The organism is Arthrobacter sp. UYCu512, assembly GCF_040547075.1.
GTDB lineage: Bacteria > Actinomycetota > Actinomycetes > Actinomycetales > Micrococcaceae > Arthrobacter.
In genome coordinates this window covers 81,454-98,394 of sequence record NZ_JBEPPA010000004.1, presented here as the reverse complement: position 1 = coordinate 98,394, position 16,941 = coordinate 81,454, and the positions used below count along the sequence as shown (strand labels likewise).

Below are 16,941 nucleotides of genomic sequence, written 5' to 3'. Positions count from 1 at the left end.
CGGCAGGCGCGGCCAAATGCCCGTCACGGGCAGGGTCAAGTAAAGTGGGGACGTGACTTACGAGATTGAGATTGGCCGTGGCAAGCGTGGGCGTCGTGCCTACTCCCTGGATGACATTGCGATCGTCCCCAACCGACGCACCCGCGATCCCAAGGACGTATCCGTCTCCTGGCAGATCGACGCTTACAAGTTCGACATGCCCGTTATTGCCGCGCCGATGGATTCCGCGATGTCCCCGGAAACCGTCATCGCGCTGGGCCGCCTCGGCGGGCTCGGCGTCCTCGACCTCGAAGGCCTGTGGACCCGGTACGAGGACCCGCAAGCCGTCCTGGACCAGATCGGTGCCCTCCAGGACGAGACGAACAGCCCCGCCGTGACCCGGCGTATGCAGGAGCTTTACCAGGCCCCGATCCAGCCCGAGCTGATCACCTCGCGGCTAGCGGAGATCCGCGCCGCGGGCGTTACGGTTGCCGGCTCCCTCACCCCGCAGCGGACCCAGGAGCACTACAAAACCGTCGTGGCGGCCGGCGTCGACATCTTTGTGATCCGCGGCACCACGGTCTCGGCCGAGCACGTTTCGAAGGACCACGAGCCGCTGAACCTCAAGCAGTTCATCTACGAACTCGACGTTCCCGTAATCGTCGGGGGCGCGGCTGGCTACACCCCGGCCCTGCACCTGATGCGCACCGGCGCCGCGGGGGTGCTGGTCGGTTTCGGCGGCGGAGCCACGAGCACCACCCGCCGGGCCCTCGGCATCCACTCGCCGATGGCCTCCGCCATCTCCGACGTCGCCGCCGCCCGCCGGGACTACATGGATGAGTCCGGCGGACGCTACGTCCACGTGATCGCCGACGGCGGGATGGGTTCCTCCGGCGACATCGTAAAAGCTATCGCCATGGGCGCGGACGCCGTGATGCTCGGCAGCGCCCTCGCCCGCGCCGAGGAAGCCCCGGGCAAGGGCTGGCACTGGGGCCAGGAAGCGCACCACCTTGAACTTCCCCGGGGTGACAGGGTCAACGTTGGCACCGTCGGACCCCTCGAAGAGGTCCTTTTCGGCCCCGGCCACCACACCAACGGAACATCCAACCTGATCGGTGCACTGCGCCGTTCGATGGCGACCACCGGCTATTCGGACCTGAAGGAATTCCAGCGCGTCGACGTCGTGGTGTCGCCTTACGCCGGCAACTGATAGCCCCCTGCCCATCCGGTGAAGTTGGAAGTAGTGTGGTGCACTACGAGATTTGATCCGGATGGAGGCGTGACATGAACAGTTTTCCCGGCGGTTCTTCAAAGACCGGCGGTGCCCTGGGGCCCGCGGAACGCGAAGCGTCGCTCGCTGTACTCAAGGGCACCACGGATCCCGGCAAGGAACTGGACATCCTGATCGTCGGCGGCGGCATCGTCGGCACCGGTGCCGCCCTGGACGCCGTCACACGGGGCCTCAGCGTTGGCATCGTCGAGGCAAACGACTGGGCAGCGGGTACCTCTTCGCGGTCCTCCAAATTGATCCACGGCGGCCTTCGCTACCTGGAGATGCTCGACTTCGCCCTGGTTAAAGAGGCCCTGCACGAGCGCGGGCTCATCCTCTCGGTGCTCGCCCCGCACCTGGCCCGGCCGGTACCTTTCCTGTACCCGTTGACAAAACCCTTCATCGAACGTCCATATGTGGGGGCCGGCATTGCGCTCTACGATGCCATGTCCATCTCGACCGGCCAGCAGCGGGGCGTCCCGTTCCACAAGCACCTGAGCCGCCGGGGAACGTTGCGGGCGGCGCCGAGCCTCAAGGATGACGCCTTCGTCGGATCCATCAGGTACTACGACGGACAGGTCGACGATGCCAAGTACTGCGCCAACCTGGTCCGAACCGCCGCCTACTACGGGGCCCACGCCGTGAACCAGATGTCCGTCGTCGCGTTTGTCCGGGAAGGCGAACGGGTGGTCGGGGCGAAGGTGGTCAACCATGAGGACGGCTCCACGTTTAATATCAAGGCCAAGCAAGTCATCAACGCCACGGGCGTCTGGACGGACGAGACCCAGGCGATGGTGACCGACCGCGGCCAGCTTAAAGTGCGCGCCTCCAAGGGCATCCATCTCGTGGTGCCGCGGGACCGCTTCCAGTCCACCGTGGGACTGATCCTGCGCACCGAAAAATCGGTCCTGTTTGTCATCCCCTGGGGCCGGCACTGGATCATCGGGACCACGGATACCGACTGGCACCTGGACAAGGCCCACCCTGCTGCCTCCAGCAAAGACATCGACTACATCCTCGAACATGTGAACAAGGTGCTGAAGCGGCCGTTGACCCGTGAAGACGTTGAGGGCGTCTATGCCGGACTCAGGCCGCTCCTGGCCGGCGAAAACGATTCCACGGCCAAGCTTTCGCGCGAGCATGTGGTGGCCCATCCGGTACCGGGGCTCGTTGTGGTGGCCGGCGGTAAATGGACCACCTACCGGGTAATGGCCAAGGACGCCGTCGACGAGGCAACCCGCAGCATGGACGAACGCGTTGCGCCCAGTTGCACGGAATCCATTCCGTTGCTGGGTGCCAGCGGATTCAAGGCGGCCTGGAACAAACGCAACCGGATGGCCGAGGAAACCGGTGTCCACGTGGCGCGGATCGAGCACCTGCTCAACCGCTACGGGTCCATGGTCCCGGAAGTGCTCGCTCTTATCACCGAGAACCCCGACCTTGGCGAGCCGTTGCCGGGCGCCGACGACTACCTCGCCGCCGAAGCCGTCTACGCCGCCACCCACGAAGGGGCCCGGCATGTGCAGGACGTCCTGACCCGCCGCACCCGGATTTCGATCGAAGCCTGGGACCGCGGTGTGTCAGCAGCGCCGGTAGTCGCTAAACTGATGGGAGATGTCCTCGGCTGGAGCGATGCGCAGCGCGAGGGCGAAATCAAGCACTACCTGGCCCGGGTCGACGCCGAACGGCTTAGCCAGGAGCAGCCGGACGACGAATCCGCCGACGCAGCACGCCTGGGCATCGAGGACATCGTCCCGTTGCGTTGACCGGCAGCATCCGCCTGTGGTCCCAACCGGGGCTGCAGGCGGAACCGCGCCACTTCGAAGGGATACCACTTGGCGGAACCATTGGACCGGTACGACGCCGAGCTCACCACCCCGGAAATGGTGATCCTCGAGATGGACGCCGTGGACAAGCTCGACGCAACAACCCAGCTGGCGGAACGGATGCATGCCGCCGGACGCATTTCCGATCTCCCGGGATTCCTCCGTCACGTCAACGCCCGTGAACACCAACTGGCCACCGGACTGCCAGGCGGCGTCGGCCTGCCCCATGCCCGCAGCGAGTTCGTCTCCCGGACCACCATTGCCGTCGGCATCACCAAGTACGGCAAGGCACTCGATTTCGGCGCCGCCGACGGGCCGGCAACAGTGGTCTTGCTGATCGCGACACCGGCCAGTTCCTTCTCGGAGCATCTGGAAGTGCTGGCCACCCTTGCCAGGTCACTGTCGAAGGAATCGTTCCGCGAATCGCTGCGGCGCGCCTACGACCCCGAAGTCATCGCAGAACTCATCAATTCCAGCCTGGTCTTTTTCGACCACTGAAGATCGGGACGGGGACTTTCGCGCCGACTCCCTCGCCACGCACGGACCGTGCTGCCCCGCTCCTGCGCCGGGTCGCCCTGCTGCCCGTTTCGCTGTTCTACACGCCGACGAAGTACGGTTAAGGGGTGCTGAAAACTGCCCTCAAACCCCGCTGGATCGCCGGACTGGTGTTCGCGATCGTCGTATCAGGGGTGTTTGTGCTGCTCAGCCAGTGGCAGTTCGGCCGCTCCACCAGGGCTGAGGTGACGGTCTCCGCCACGACCGAGGAACCCCAAGCCCTCACCACGGTGCTGCGGCCCGGCGATTTCTTCCCCGGTTCGGTCGCGGACCAGATTGTCACCGCCACCGGCAGGTACGATCCGCAGAAGCAGGTGCTCGTCCCGGGACGGCTGTACGACGGCGCCAAGGGCTACTGGATCGTTTCGGCCCTGGCCGTCCAGGATGCCCCCGTCCTGACCGGTTCCGCCGCCACACCCCAGACCTGGATCCCGGTCGCCCGCGGCTGGGTCGCCGACCCGGCGGACGCGTCCGCCCCGCCGTCGGGCAGTGTTGCCCTGACCGGACGGCTGCTGCCATCCGAGGCTCCGGTCCCCGGGACCGACGCCGGTCCCGGCCGGGCCAGCGCCGTCTCCGTAGCGGAACTCATCAACACCTGGGAAGTGAGCAGCTACCCCGGCTTTGTCACCGCGGGTTCGGAGCGTTCCGGCGGCAACGACGTCGGCGCGGCAGCCTCCGGAGGGAAAATGAAGCCGCTGAACATCGGGCCGCAACCGCCTGCCGAGAAGGTCAACTGGTTGAACCTCTTCTACGCCGCGGAGTGGGTGGTGTTCGCTGGCTTCGCGCTGTTCATTTGGTGGCGCCTGGTCAAGGACGACTACCGCCGGGGGCTTGAAGACGCCCTCGATGCGGAGTATGACGCCGCGGCGCTGCACCATCCCGAACCGGACCCCACCGAACCGGACCCCACCGAACCGAAAGTGCAATCATGATTGAGCCCCAGCCGGCCGTCCAGCCGCAGCAGTCCAACGTGCCGGGAACCGGGCGCGGCAAGAAGCGCCGATTTGGCGGCACCGAGGCCCAGATCCGCTCGGCGCTGAAGTTTTACAAGGTCCTCGCGTATATGACCGGCAGCATGCTGCTCCTGCTGTGCGCGGAACTTATTGCCCGGTATGTGTTCGGCCAATATCTCTTCGGCGGCGGGACCAACGCCGTCACCGGCCAGCAGTTCGGTTTCGGATTCGCCGATGCGGAGCCGCCGGGGGTGATCGGCGGCGTAAATCTGTCCGTCGCGGTGCTGATCGTGCACGGCTGGATGTACGTTGTGTACCTTATGTCCAACTTCCGACTGTGGTCGCTGATGCGCTGGCCGTTCGGGAAAATGATCATCCTGGCACTCGGCGGGGTGGTGCCCTTCCTGTCCTTCTTCGTGGAGAAGAAGTTCCACGCCGAGGTGGAGGTTGAACTTGCGGCGAACCCGCAGGCCCCCCAGCGCTATTGAGCGGCGCGGTGTGAGTTCGCTTACCCGGCGGCCCATCCGCGGTCCTGGCGGCTTCTCAATGTGCGGGCGGGCGGCGCCGCAAAGTACCCTAGAAGGGTGACTATTCCCACTGCATCCCAGACGTCCCACAAGCCCGTCCTGGTTGTTGACTACGGTGCCCAGTACGCGCAGCTGATCGCCCGCCGCGTCCGGGAAGCGAATGTGTATTCGGAAGTGGTTCCGCATACCTACAGCACCGAGCAGCTCCTGGCCAAAAACCCCGCCGCAATTATCCTCTCCGGCGGACCCTCAAGCGTTTACGCCGAAGGTGCCCCCACCGTTGGTTCGGACCTCTTCGAAGCCGGAGTACCGGTTTTCGGGATCTGCTACGGCTTTCAGGCCATGGCCAACGCCCTCGGCGGCGAAGTCGCCCAGACCGGACTCCGCGAGTATGGCGCCACCGAGACCACCACCATCGGCGAAGGCCGCTCCATCCTCGAAGGCATGCCGCAGCACCAGAGCACCTGGATGAGCCACGGCGACTCCGTGCACGAGGCGCCGGCGGGCTTTGAGGTCCTCGCGACGACGGCCGGCGCCGACGTCGCGGCTTTCGCGAACGAGGAAAAGCGCCTCTACGGCGTGCAGTGGCACCCCGAGGTCAAGCACTCGGCCTACGGCCAACAGGTCCTGGAGAACTTCCTCTTCAAGGGTGCCGGACTGGAACCGAACTGGACGGCCGGCAACATCCTTGAGGAGCAGGTTGAGCGGGTTCGTGCACAGATCGGCGATGCCCGGGTCATCTGCGGTTTGTCCGGTGGCGTTGATTCCGCGGTGGCGGCTGCCCTGGTCCAGCGCGCCGTCGGCGACCAGCTGACATGTGTGTTTGTCGACCATGGACTGCTGCGCGAAGGCGAAGCGGAGCAGGTTGAACGTGACTTCGTGGCGGCAACTGGCGTCAAACTCTATGTGGCCAACGAGCAGGAGCGCTTCCAGTCGGCCCTGGCCGGAGTGAGCGACCCGGAGACCAAGCGCAAGATCATCGGCCGCGAATTCATCCGTGCCTTCGAGGAGGCCGAGCTTGCGATCATCGCAGAGGCGGCAGCGCACGGCGAGAAGATCAAGTTTCTCGTCCAGGGCACCTTGTACCCGGACGTCGTCGAGTCCGGCGGCGGTGAAGGTGCCGCGAACATCAAGAGCCACCACAACGTGGGCGGGCTGCCGGAAGACCTGCAGTTCGAACTCGTCGAGCCGCTGCGCGCCTTGTTCAAGGACGAGGTCCGCGCCGTCGGCGCGCAGCTTGGCCTGCCGCAGGAAATTGTAGGGCGCCAGCCGTTCCCGGGACCGGGCCTTGGCATCCGGATCGTCGGCGAAGTGACGAAGGAGCGGCTGGACCTGCTGCGCAAGGCAGACGCCATCGCGCGCGCCGAACTGACCGCCGCCGGCCTTGACAACGAGGTCTGGCAGATGCCGGTAGTGCTGCTGGCGGACGTCCGCAGCGTCGGTGTTATGGGAGACGGCCGCACCTACGGTCACCCGATTGTCCTGCGTCCCGTTTCCTCCGAGGACGCCATGACGGCGGACTGGTCGCGACTGCCTTACGATCTGCTGGCCAGGATCTCCAACCGCATCACCAACGAGGTGGAAGGCGTGAACCGCGTTGTGCTCGATGTGACCAGCAAGCCGCCGGGAACCATCGAATGGGAATAGTCCCGTAGTGGGCGGATGAAATGGCCGGGCTCGTCGGGAGGCCGGCCATTTTCCGTTCGGTCGCCGCATCCCTGGACCGCCCGGCAGCGGGCGGCGGCGGCCCGCGGCACGAGCGGCGATGCTGGGAATTCGGTTTGAATTTGTGTCCCGCCAGTGTTGCGTCGCCTCGCCGGGGCCGGATTCGGGCTACCCTCGAAATTATGCCGGTATGGTCCAGGACGTCCCGCGCGGGCACGAAAAACGTGAGCAGAGTAAACGCAAGCACAGAAAAGAAGGCAGCAGTGTCAGTTGGTCAAGGCCACCCCGAGGGCTCCGAGGAGCTCAGGAAATGGCTGTCGGGGCTCAAGCCGGTCACCGGAGCAGACACCATGCTGCGCTTCACCAAGACGCCTGAGGGCTCCATAGACCTGACCAATGCCCATCCCTCCGGCATGGCACAGTTGATGGCCGGCCGACGCACCCGGCTGTCCACCTTGATCCGTGATCACCAGCAGTACGTTGTCGCCGCGAGGGCGTCCCGCAACCTGCGCTCCAAAATCTTCGAACTGGCCAATGACCGCGGCATCGATGCGGGATACTTTTCGGCGGGTACCGTCGTGTGGACCTCCGCAGTCGGCGGCAAACCGCAGCGCGTCTCAGCCCCGGTTATGCTCAGTTCCATCTCCCTCACGGTCCGTCCGGGCGAGGACGATTACGAACTGCAATTGACCGAACAGGCCAAGATCAACCCCGCCCTGATCCGGCATCTGAAGACCATCCACGGCATTGCTTTCGACGTCAACGCGGTAACCCGGATGGCGTACAGCACCGCCCGCTTCGATCCCCAGCCGGTCCTTGACCGCCTGAGCACCCTCATCCAGCCCATCTACGGCGCCGAGGTCGAGCACAACCTTCTGGTGTCCACCTTCGCGGACTTGTCCGGAAACCTTGAGGATCCATGGATCAACGAGAGCCATCCCCTAGTGGCGGCGTTGGGACGGGCCGCCGCCGGCCAGCCGTTGCAGGTATCCGAGCTTAAGCCCGGACGGTTCCCAAGCACCGATGAGCGGGATCCCGCGGATGAACTGTTGCTGCTCGACGCCGACACCGACCAGCAGTACGTCGTCGACGCCGTCCGCGCCGGGGACTCGCTGGTGGTCAGCAGTCCGCCCGGCACCGGCCAGACCCAGACAGCAATCAATACCATCGGGACCCTCCTCGATCAGGGTAAGACGGTTCTGGTGGTGGGGGACCGGCGAGCCAGCCTGGGTGAGATCTCCACCCAGTTGGAGACCCTGGGACTGGATTCAGCCCTGTTCCAGCTTGCCGGGAACGCCACTGCCCTGCAGCTGAAGGGCCAGCTCGTCAGGGCCATCGTGCGCAATGAGAAATCCCTCGAGCCCCAGCTCAGCAACCTTCACAGCACTTTGATTGAACACCGCCATGCCCTTCGGGACCATGTTGCCTCGTTGCACAACGTCCGCCAGCGCTGGGGATGCTCTCCGTACGAGGCGATGCAGTCATTGGCCGAGCTGACCTCCATCCAGCCGGCGCCGGCCACCACCGTCCGACTCAAGCGCAGTGTGCTGGACAATATCCGGGACCGCGAGGAACTCGCTGGCCGGCTCCACCGTGCGGCCGAGCTGGGAAGCTTCAGCAGGGCCTCGACCACAAGTCCGTGGCATGGTGCCCGGCTGCTGACCCGGAAGGAAACCGAGGAAGCCCAGCAGGTGGCCAGCTCCGTGGCCAGGAAGCTGCCGGAACTGCGCGAGCTGATGAACGGTGTCGCAGAACACGCCGAAATCCGCCTGGGCCGTTCGTTTTCGGAGTGGGGGGACCAGGTTGAGCTGTTAGTTGCTGTTCGCGAAAGCCTGGATAAATTCACGCCGGACATCTTCGACCGTCCGGTCCACGACCTCATCTCCGCCACCGCAGCTTCCTCCTGGCGGCGCGAACGGAACATTGAGATGCCGTCCATGCAGCGCTCCCGTTTGCGCCGGGTGGCCAAGGAATATGTCCGGCCGGGTGTCCACATTGCCGACCTGCACAGCTCCCTCGTCCTCGTCCAGGAGCAGCGGGCCGCATGGGCCGACTACGCCACGACGCAGCGGCACCCTGCAGTGCCTTCCGGCCTGGGCGAGATCATCGCCCTGTACCGCGAGCTCGAAGCGGAGCTGGTCGAGCTCGGCCACGCCGTCAGGCACACCGCGGCGGGCGGTGAACTGCATGGCAGCCCCTACGAAGATCTTATGGAGCGGCTGGACGCGCTGGTTGCCGACACCGGGACGCTCGAAACTTTGCCGGAGCGGACCCTCCTGGTCGAAGACATGCGCGAGCATGGCCTGGGCGAACTGCTCGCTGACCTCGCCGAGCGTGAGGTGCCCGCAGGGTCTGTGGCCGCCGAGCTTGAGCTCGCCTGGTGGCAGTCCGCACTCGAAGCCATGATCAGCGGGGATGATTACCTGGCTATGTCCGACGGCGACGCCCTTCGCCAGCTCGAAGCGGAGTACCGCCTCGCGGACAACGCGCACATCGCCAGCGGCGCCGCCAGGCTGCGCTGGCAGCTGGCAGACCGCTGGCGGGCGGCCATCGCAGAACACCCGCGGCAAGCGGAACTGCTGCGCAGCCTGCTCAAGGATGGCCGGGTCACCCTCTCGGCACTGACGGGCCAGGCCCCGGACTTGCTGCCGATGCTGGTTCCGGTGTGGTCCGTCAGCCCTTACCTCCTGTCGGCGGTTTTGCCGGTGGAGCAAAAGTTTGATGCCGTTGTGATCCTTGACGCCGAGGCAACGTCGCTGCAGGCCGTCCTGCCGGCCGTAGCCCGCGCCGCGCAGGTTATTGCTTTTGGTGACGACCGGATTGCCACGCCGCGGACATTCACCGTCGGTGTCGAGCGGCTTGCGGCCGGCGAGAGCTCCCATCAAGGCGTCGAAAGCGCCTTCAAGGCACTCGCCGGTGTACTGCCCGTCTGGAACCTGCGGACGGTCTACCGCGCCGTGGATGAGGACCTTGTCCGGCAACTGAGCAAGGGCTTCTACGACGGCGGACTCCGCAGGTTGCCGGAGGGCCAGTCAGCCACCGGGCTGGACCGTGCCCTCACTGTGGAATACCTGCCGGACGGGACGGGCCTGCCCAGCGCGGACCAGGACGGCGTCGAATCTGTGGTGGCCGAGGTAAACCGGGCCGTGGAGCTTGTCTTCGAGCACGCCCGCCTCCGGCCGCGGACGTCGCTGGCCGTCGTCACCGGCAGCCTCCGGCATGCGGCGCGGATCGGCGAGTCGATCCGGCTTCAGCTGCCCAACTACCCGATGCTTGCCAGCTTTTTCACCGCCGGCGAAGAGTCCTTCCGGGTCGTGGATCTGGAACGTGCCCAGGGACTGGTCCGCGATCACGTGATCTTCTCGCCGGGTTACGGACGCACCCCGCACGGGCGTGCGCTGCATAGCCTGGGCCCGCTCTCCGTCGATGGTGGACGAGCAAGGTTTGCCCTCGCCATGACGCGGGCACGCCGGTCCCTGCACGTGCTCAGCTGCTTCCGTCCGGAGGACCTCGACGTGACCCGGCTGAGCCACGGCGCGGTGGACTTCTATGAACTGCTGGACCGGGAAATCGCGGGTAACTCCGATCTCGGAAGTCCCGCGTCGCGGGCTGCAGCCAGCGAACAGGCTCTCGGGGCCGACCCCCTCGTGGCCGACCTCGGGGACCGGCTGCGGGCCCGGGGCGCACGGGTCTGGCACCAGTACGACGGCGCGCTGAATATGGTGGCCGCGGCCGACCCGTTGAGTACCCTCGGACAGGACGATGCGGAGATTCCGCGGCCCGTGGCCATTGAGTCAGACGGCACCGAACAGTACCGAAAGCTCACCGTCCGGGAACGCAGCAGGCTCCGCCCGCAGCTGCTGGAACGACTCGGCTGGCGCTACATGCCGCTCTGGACCATCGAGGTGTTCACGGATCCTTCGGCCTGCGCCGACCGCATCGGCGGATATCTGGGCCTGGAAAAGCCGGCCGTGACGCACCGTAAACCCACATCGCCGGGGTTCTTCGACGACGACGTCGAAAACCTTGCCGTCAACGAAGCGCAAGCCTCGCGGGGACGGACGTCCGGCATACAGGACAGTGCGCCAGACTACAGAACAGACCAAGGCAGCAAGGAGGCCAGCGGCATGACTGCGGATGGCGATACCGGTAACGGTGGCGAGGCCCAGGACGACACCAGCGCCCAGGACAGCGGACCGGACAATGCGTCCGCGCAGTCGGCGTCGGCGGCATCCCCGTCCGGTGTGCTGCCGAACAAGGCGGCGGAGGATGACCCGCAGCGCTGGGGCGACGAGCCCGGCGGCTACGACCATGACTCGTGGCTGCAAGAGCAGAAGCCCCCGCACTGGGCCTAAGTCCTTTTCGGGCCTGCTCCGCCGGGGCTTTCGGACGGTGAAGCGACTAGCCGGGGACGGCCGTGACGAGGACGAAGAAGAGTTTTCCCTGCGTCGAGGCCCCTGCGAGCCGACGCGCCTGATCGGCGTCGGCGGCCACAACGAGGAGGCCCTCGTTTTCACCTGTCCCCAGCCATGGGCCGGCACGGCTGCCGTGCCCGGAAGTCCACAGCACGGGAACGGCAGCTGCCAGCAGCTGGGATGCGGCGGGCTGGTCGAAGCTGTTGCCGGTGGTGATGACTACGTCGACGAGTTGCCCGGGGGAGAGCAACTGGATCGAGGCCGGATCCGCCATCCGCAGGGGAACTGCGGCCGATCCCGGCGGCTTTCCAGCCAGCAGGCCAGGTCCCACTAGCTGCGAATCTGCGAGTAACTGGCCCTTGCGGAGGGCGACGGCAAGCTGCTGGCCTTGGAGGGAACCAGCGCTCACGAAGCTGCCCGCGGGAACCAGGCCCCTGGGCACGTGGAGGACCGTCAGGTCCTCCACTCCAAGGGACTGGCCGGCGGGGAGATCCCGGGCAGCAGCGAAGGCGGGGACAGTGTCGGCCGGCTCAGGTGTCAGTTGTTGAACCGTGAGGCCGGCGGCGATGCAGAGCAGCAGCGCCACGGCGAGCCGGCGGTTGCGGTTGAGCCATCGGACCAGCCGCCGGCGGGACGGCCTGCCGGCGGGTCTTCGGCCCCGCGGCGGGACTGCTGACTTTGAGGGTGCTGCCGGCGTGGACAGATCAAGGCGGCGGCCCGGGGATCGCCAGCGCCGGATAATAGAGGAGTGTCGCCACGGGTCGATACGGAAGATCTCAAAGAAATCTTCCGGCAGCTTCCATGTGGTCGGGACGGCGGTTCCAATGGGGGCCATAACCCGAAGCTACCCACCGGCGCGCACGCCTGGCAGTTACAGTTCGGTCTATGTGGACAAAGCGGTGTGGCAGCAGCACGGCCTTCGTAACGGCGCTAGCTTGCGGACGCGCCTGCCGGCGCAGTGGATGCAGCCGGTGCGGGCGCCGGCGTCGGCGTCTGTGAAACGGTGCTGCCCTTTGCGTCGCGCGAGTCCGTCCGGTAAAAACCGGAACCTTTAAAGACCACACCAACGCTGTTGAACTTCTTGCGCAGGGTCCCCTGGCACTCAGGGCAGGAGGTGAGGGTGCTGTCGGTGAAGGACTGCACGATCTCAAAGGCGTGGCTGCAGTCCTTGCAGGCGTATGCATACGTGGGCACTGGAAATCCTCCTCAGGGGCAAACGAGCAGGTCCCGTACCGCCGGTTCGGGATCCCGGCCGGTAGTTCTATCGGCGGAATCCGTCCCTTAGCAGTCGCAGGGCCTGAGTGCTAATTCTATCACCCCCGCGACCGGTCCCCGGCAGCCCGGTGCTGCAGCTGCACCACGCCGGACGGGGTCAGTGCGGCACCCACCTTCCGGTCGAAGGACTCCGCCGGGATGCTTCCGGCAGGGAGCACCTCGCCGTTGTACACAACGGCGGCTGCCGGCACCGGCGGCAACAGCCCGCCGTCGGACGTCGGCGTCCCGGGATACGGGAGTGCGGCCAGCTTCGCCAGAAATTTGTCGTAGTAGCCGCCGCCCTGCCCGATCCGGTTGCCGGAGTAGTCGACCGCGGTGGCCGGCAGGAAAATGCCGTCCGCGCAACGAATCACGGAAGCATCGTGTCGCTTGCCGGCGGGTTCCTGGATCGGCGCGTACCGGCTCCGCGCGAATCGGGAGGCCGGCGTCCAGTAGACCCAGCTCAGCTCCAGGCCGGGCTCGCAGACCGGAAGGAGCAGCCGATGCCCTTCCTGGTGGAGTGCTGCCAGCAGGGGAAGACTTGGCGGTTCCGACCCCACACCAAGGTAGGCGGCAAAAGTGCCGGAGCGGCCGCCCGCCAGGCGGGCTGCCCAGGCAACGCCGTACGTGGCGATTCCGGCACCGGCGGTCGCCAGGGCCGCCGGCGTCAGTGCAGCTCGCCGGGCCCGGTGGCTGGCCCGGGTCTCTTCCTTCGATGCCACGATGCCTTGTCCCTCCGCTGGTGCGGCCGGCAAACCGCGGTTGGTGCCGGTCGGAAATGATTACCTAATGCTTGGTCCCTCCGTTAGATTAGTCGAGTGACTACACCCAACGCTCCCGTCCGCAAGGCCGTCATCCCCGCAGCCGGCCTCGGAACGAGGTTTCTTCCGGCGACCAAGGCCATGCCCAAGGAAATGCTGCCGGTCGTCGACAAGCCGGCCATCCAGTACGTCGTGGAGGAAGCAGTCAACGTCGGTCTGACCGACATCTTAATGATTACCGGCCGCAACAAGCGCGCGCTGGAGGACCACTTCGACCGCGTCCCTACCCTGGAAGCCACCCTTCAGGCCAAAGGAGACACCGCGAAGCTTGAGTCCATCCAGGCGGCCAGCAACCTTGGTGATATCCACTACGTGCGCCAGGGCGACCCGCTGGGACTGGGGCACGCCGTCCTGCGGGCAAAGCAGCACGTGGGGTATGAACCGTTCGCTGTCCTGCTCGGCGATGACCTGATCGATGCCCGCGATGAACTTCTAAGTACCATGATCGAGGTTCAGGCCAAGACCGGCGGGTCGGTGATCGCACTGATCGAGGTGGAGCCGTCAGCGATCAGCGCCTACGGCTGCGCCGACGTTCAGGCGATCGAGGGCGAAGAGTACGTCCGGATCAAGCACTTGGTAGAGAAGCCTGACGTCGAGGATGCCCCGTCCAACCTCGCGATAATTGGGCGCTACGTCCTCCACCCGGCTGTCTTCGAGGTACTGGAACGCACCGAGCCGGGACGCGGCGGCGAAATCCAGCTCACCGACGCGCTGCAGGAACTTGCCTCCGGTGACGGTGACGGCTACGGCGTGTACGGCGTTGTCTTCCGTGGCCGCCGCTATGACACCGGCGATAAGCTCAGCTACCTCAAAGCCTGCGTCCAGCTCGCCTGCGACAGTGACGACCTGGGCCCAGGCCTGCGGGAATGGCTGCCCGGCTTCGCTGCGAGCCTTGCTCCCAGCCTGACCAAGTAGCTTCGGTGGGGGGCAGCTTCCACTGGCCGGTGACGCTGGAAAGCGGCGAGCTTGTCTTGCGCCCGATTCGGCACCGGGACCGCAAGGAATGGACGACTGTCCGCTCCCGCAACAGTGAGTGGCTGGCCCCTTGGGAGGCGTCGAACCCGGAGCCTGGCGGTGGTCTGCCGGACTACCGCCAGATGGTGCGGTCCCTCAAGGCGCAGGCCGCGCAGGGTGTTGGCCTGCCCTTCCTCATTACGGCGCGGACCGCCGGCTTCCGGGAACCCGTTATTGTGGGACAGCTGACGGTTTCGTCTATCGCTTGGGGTTCGGCGATGATGGCCACTCTTGGATACTGGGTGGACCGGGACCGGGCCGGCCAGGGCATCGCCCCGACAGCCGTGGCACTGGTGACGGACTATTGTTTCCAGAGCCTCGGGCTGCATCGGATGGAGATCAACATCCGCCCCGAAAACGGACCAAGCCTGCGCGTGGTGGAGAAGCTCGGCTTTCGCGACGAGGGCTACCGTCCCCGGTTCCTGCACATCAACGGCGAATGGGCGGACCACCGGAGCTTCGCGCTGACCTCTGAAGAAGTGCCAGGCGGGCTGCTGGCACGCTGGCAGCAGCCCGGACCCAAGTGAGCGGCCGGGCCTTTACCGACAAGCCCGCACGGCATAAATCCAGTCAATTGCCAGTTACCCGGCGACACACCGGGGACAATGCCGCTCCGAGCAGCGCATTGCTCATACGGTTTTGATGTGGACTTCCCTCTTAGCAGCTCTGTGATCCTTGTCATTGCTGTTGCGCTCTGGATTGTTTGGGTTGCTCCGTACATCCTCCGGAACGGACGACACCACCTGCAACCCGTGGGCGAGCTCGTGGCGGACGTCATTGATCTAGAACCAGCAGCCCCGCAAGCCGGGAAAGTCATGAAGATGACGGCCCAGCAGGAGAAACCCATGACCAGCAGCCAGCGCACCGAATCCGTCCGGGGAACTACCCGGCTTGACGGCGGCCGTGGGCCTGCCGCTACGGGCCCGGCTTTCAAGATACATTTCGGTCGGCTGGCCCTCGCGCTGGCCGGTTCGCTCTCGCTGCTGACCGGCGTGGTGTCCGCGCTGTTGGGGGTCTTTGGCCTCGTTTCACTCTGGGCGCCCGTTATTGCACTGCTGGGCACGGCAGCGGCAGTAGTTGTCCTCCGCGGACTCGCGGTCCGTGACCGTCGCCGTAAGGTGAACGCTGCCTTCCGCGCGGCGATGAGCGCTCCGGCGCGCCAGGCAGCGCCGGCCCCGGCGCGCACACCATTGCGGCAATCGGCGGGGGAGCCCCGTGAACGGGCCGAGAACCCGCTCTTTGACGCCCAGGCAGACGATGTTGAACACCCCCCGGCACCGAAGCCGTTGACTGCCCAGGACCTCCGCGAGGCGGCCATCGCGGAAGCTGCGGCTTCGGGCGACACGTCCGTACGACCTGCCGCGGGTAACCCGGGTGTTGGAGAATCCAGCTGGGAGCCGGTGGAAGTCCCCAAGCCAACCTACGTGGAGGCGCCGAAGGCCCCGCGTGCCGCTCCTGAGCCGCTCGACCTGCCCGAAGCCCCGAAAGCTGTTGGCAAACCCTCGCTGAAGCAGGGCGTGGTGCAGGCACCCGCCGGCACCACAGATACGGACTCTGAACAAAAGCCCCTCGGCAAGGCGCAGAGCGCCCTGAGCAACCTCGACGACGTCCTGCAGCGGCGCAGGGCCTGACCACTCGTTTCCGAAGCCCCGGGCTGCTCGCAGTGGGCCGCCCGGGGCTTTCCTTTTGTCCCGGCGCGTCCGGCCGGAACGGCCGGAACCGGCAGGTCCAAAACGGCCGGAACCGGCAGGTCCAAAACGGCCGGAACCGGCAGGTCCAAAACGGCCGGAACCGGCAGGTCCAAAACGGCCGGGAACCGGGCGCCGCCCGGTAGCCTCAGGGCATGACAAGAATTTGTGTAGCCGGCGGAACCGGCCAGGTGGGCCGGGAAGTGGTGCACCAAGCTGTCGCCGGCGGACACGTGGTGACATTCCTCAGTCGGAACCCGCCTGAACCCGGCCCCAACGTCCGGACCAGCGGCGCGGAATACTTTCCGGCGGACGTCGCCACCGGGGCGGGACTGGCGGCAGCGCTGGCCGGCGCGGATGTTGTGATCGATTGTCTGGAGGGGCGGGCAGGCAATGCCCTGACGCATTTCGCCGACGGCGGCGCACGCCTGCTTGCGGCTGCCCAGGACGCCGGTGTGGCGAGGGCTGTGCTGCTCTCGATCGTCAATTGTGACCGCAGCGCCTTCGCGTACTACGCCTCGAAGGCAGCCAAAGAACAGGTCTACGCGCGGGCCGGGATCGATAGCGTCACGGTCCGGGTGACACAGTTCCATTCCTTCCTCGCGACGATCTTCGCGGCGGGCTCGAAGCTGCGCGTCATCCCGGTCGTCGACGGCGTTAGGTTCCAGCCCATTGCGCCAGCCGACGCCGCGGCTGCCCTGCTCGAGGCGGCGCTTGAACCTTCGGCAGGCAAGCGGCACAGTCTCAGGACAATTGGGGGCCCGGAAATCCAGGACATGCGGGACTTCGCCCGGCAATGGAAGTCTGCGACGGGGTCGCGTGGACTTTTGATCCGTCTCCCGTTGCCTGGGGCACTGGGCGAATACCTGCGCGCAGGCCTGAATGTGGTGCCGGAACAGCGCCGCGCCGGTGAAACTTTTAGTGGCTGGTTGGCAAAGAAGCCAGATAGTTTGTAGCCTAGGGACACCGGCAAC

14 protein-coding genes are annotated in these 16,941 nt (G+C 66.1%); 11 read left to right on the top strand and 3 right to left on the bottom strand.

Translation table 11 applies throughout. The features are described from left to right. Nucleotides 1–52 precede the first annotated feature (52 nt). The 7 genes from ABIB49_RS05605 to ABIB49_RS05575 all read left to right on the top strand — a co-directional run bounded on the left by ABIB49_RS05605 (nt 53) and on the right by ABIB49_RS05575 (nt 11,130). Nucleotides 53–1,189: a GuaB3 family IMP dehydrogenase-related protein gene (locus tag ABIB49_RS05605; protein WP_226774004.1), complete on the top strand. Its 1,137-nt coding sequence runs from the start codon at nt 53–55 to the stop codon at nt 1,187–1,189. A 74-nt stretch (nt 1,190–1,263) separates the two neighbouring features. Then, nucleotides 1,264–3,015 carry a glycerol-3-phosphate dehydrogenase/oxidase gene (locus ABIB49_RS05600; RefSeq protein WP_226774003.1) on the top strand — a complete coding sequence of 584 codons (1,752 nt, stop codon included), beginning with the start codon at nt 1,264–1,266 and terminating at the stop codon, nt 3,013–3,015. 69 nt (nt 3,016–3,084) lie between these two features. Beyond that, nucleotides 3,085–3,573, top strand: a complete 489-nt coding sequence (locus ABIB49_RS05595; protein ID WP_226774002.1) for a PTS sugar transporter subunit IIA — start codon at nt 3,085–3,087, stop codon at nt 3,571–3,573. Between the two features lie 125 nt (nt 3,574–3,698). After that, nucleotides 3,699–4,562 carry an SURF1 family protein gene (locus ABIB49_RS05590; protein WP_226774001.1) on the top strand — a complete coding sequence of 288 codons (864 nt, stop codon included), beginning with the start codon at nt 3,699–3,701 and terminating at the stop codon, nt 4,560–4,562. Beyond that, entirely contained in the window at nt 4,559–5,071 is a 513-nt protein-coding gene (locus ABIB49_RS05585) for a DUF3817 domain-containing protein (RefSeq protein ID WP_226774000.1), read from the top strand. The genes ABIB49_RS05590 and ABIB49_RS05585 overlap by 4 nt, the downstream gene beginning before the upstream one ends. A 96-nt stretch (nt 5,072–5,167) precedes the next feature. Continuing rightward, complete coding sequence (gene guaA / locus ABIB49_RS05580) at nt 5,168–6,757, top strand: glutamine-hydrolyzing GMP synthase (RefSeq protein WP_226773999.1); 1,590 nt, start codon at nt 5,168–5,170, stop codon at nt 6,755–6,757. 281 nt (nt 6,758–7,038) lie between these two features. Beyond that, on the top strand, nt 7,039–11,130 hold the full coding sequence (locus tag ABIB49_RS05575; RefSeq protein ID WP_282359698.1) for an AAA family ATPase: 4,092 nt from the start codon (nt 7,039–7,041) through the stop codon (nt 11,128–11,130). A 46-nt stretch (nt 11,131–11,176) separates the two neighbouring features. Here ABIB49_RS05575 and cpaB read toward each other — a convergent pair whose 3' ends face one another. From cpaB to ABIB49_RS05560, 3 genes are all read right to left on the bottom strand, one after another. Then, complete coding sequence (gene cpaB, locus ABIB49_RS05570) at nt 11,177–12,025, bottom strand: Flp pilus assembly protein CpaB (RefSeq protein WP_354156808.1); 849 nt, start codon at nt 12,023–12,025, stop codon at nt 11,177–11,179. Between the two features lie 95 nt (nt 12,026–12,120). Then, a complete protein-coding gene (locus ABIB49_RS05565) occupies nt 12,121–12,384 on the bottom strand; it encodes an FmdB family zinc ribbon protein (RefSeq protein WP_226773997.1) in 264 nt (87 codons plus the stop codon). Between the two features lie 119 nt (nt 12,385–12,503). After that, nucleotides 12,504–13,166 carry a 5-formyltetrahydrofolate cyclo-ligase gene (locus tag ABIB49_RS05560; protein ID WP_283480959.1) on the bottom strand — a complete coding sequence of 221 codons (663 nt, stop codon included), beginning with the start codon at nt 13,164–13,166 and terminating at the stop codon, nt 12,504–12,506. A 96-nt stretch (nt 13,167–13,262) separates the two neighbouring features. Between ABIB49_RS05560 and galU the strand changes: the two genes are divergently transcribed. The 4 genes from galU (at nt 13,263) to ABIB49_RS05540 (ending at nt 16,923) form a co-directional block, all read left to right on the top strand. Beyond that, a complete protein-coding gene (gene galU / locus ABIB49_RS05555) occupies nt 13,263–14,180 on the top strand; it encodes a UTP--glucose-1-phosphate uridylyltransferase GalU (RefSeq protein WP_282359696.1) in 918 nt (305 codons plus the stop codon). 5 nt (nt 14,181–14,185) lie between these two features. After that, entirely contained in the window at nt 14,186–14,806 is a 621-nt protein-coding gene (locus ABIB49_RS05550) for a GNAT family N-acetyltransferase (RefSeq protein WP_354156807.1), read from the top strand. 117 nt (nt 14,807–14,923) lie between these two features. Next, nucleotides 14,924–15,910 carry a hypothetical protein gene (locus ABIB49_RS05545; RefSeq protein WP_282359694.1) on the top strand — a complete coding sequence of 329 codons (987 nt, stop codon included), beginning with the start codon at nt 14,924–14,926 and terminating at the stop codon, nt 15,908–15,910. Between the two features lie 212 nt (nt 15,911–16,122). Then, on the top strand, nt 16,123–16,923 hold the full coding sequence (locus ABIB49_RS05540) for an SDR family oxidoreductase (protein ID WP_282359693.1): 801 nt from the start codon (nt 16,123–16,125) through the stop codon (nt 16,921–16,923). Nucleotides 16,924–16,941: the final 18 nt, after the last annotated feature.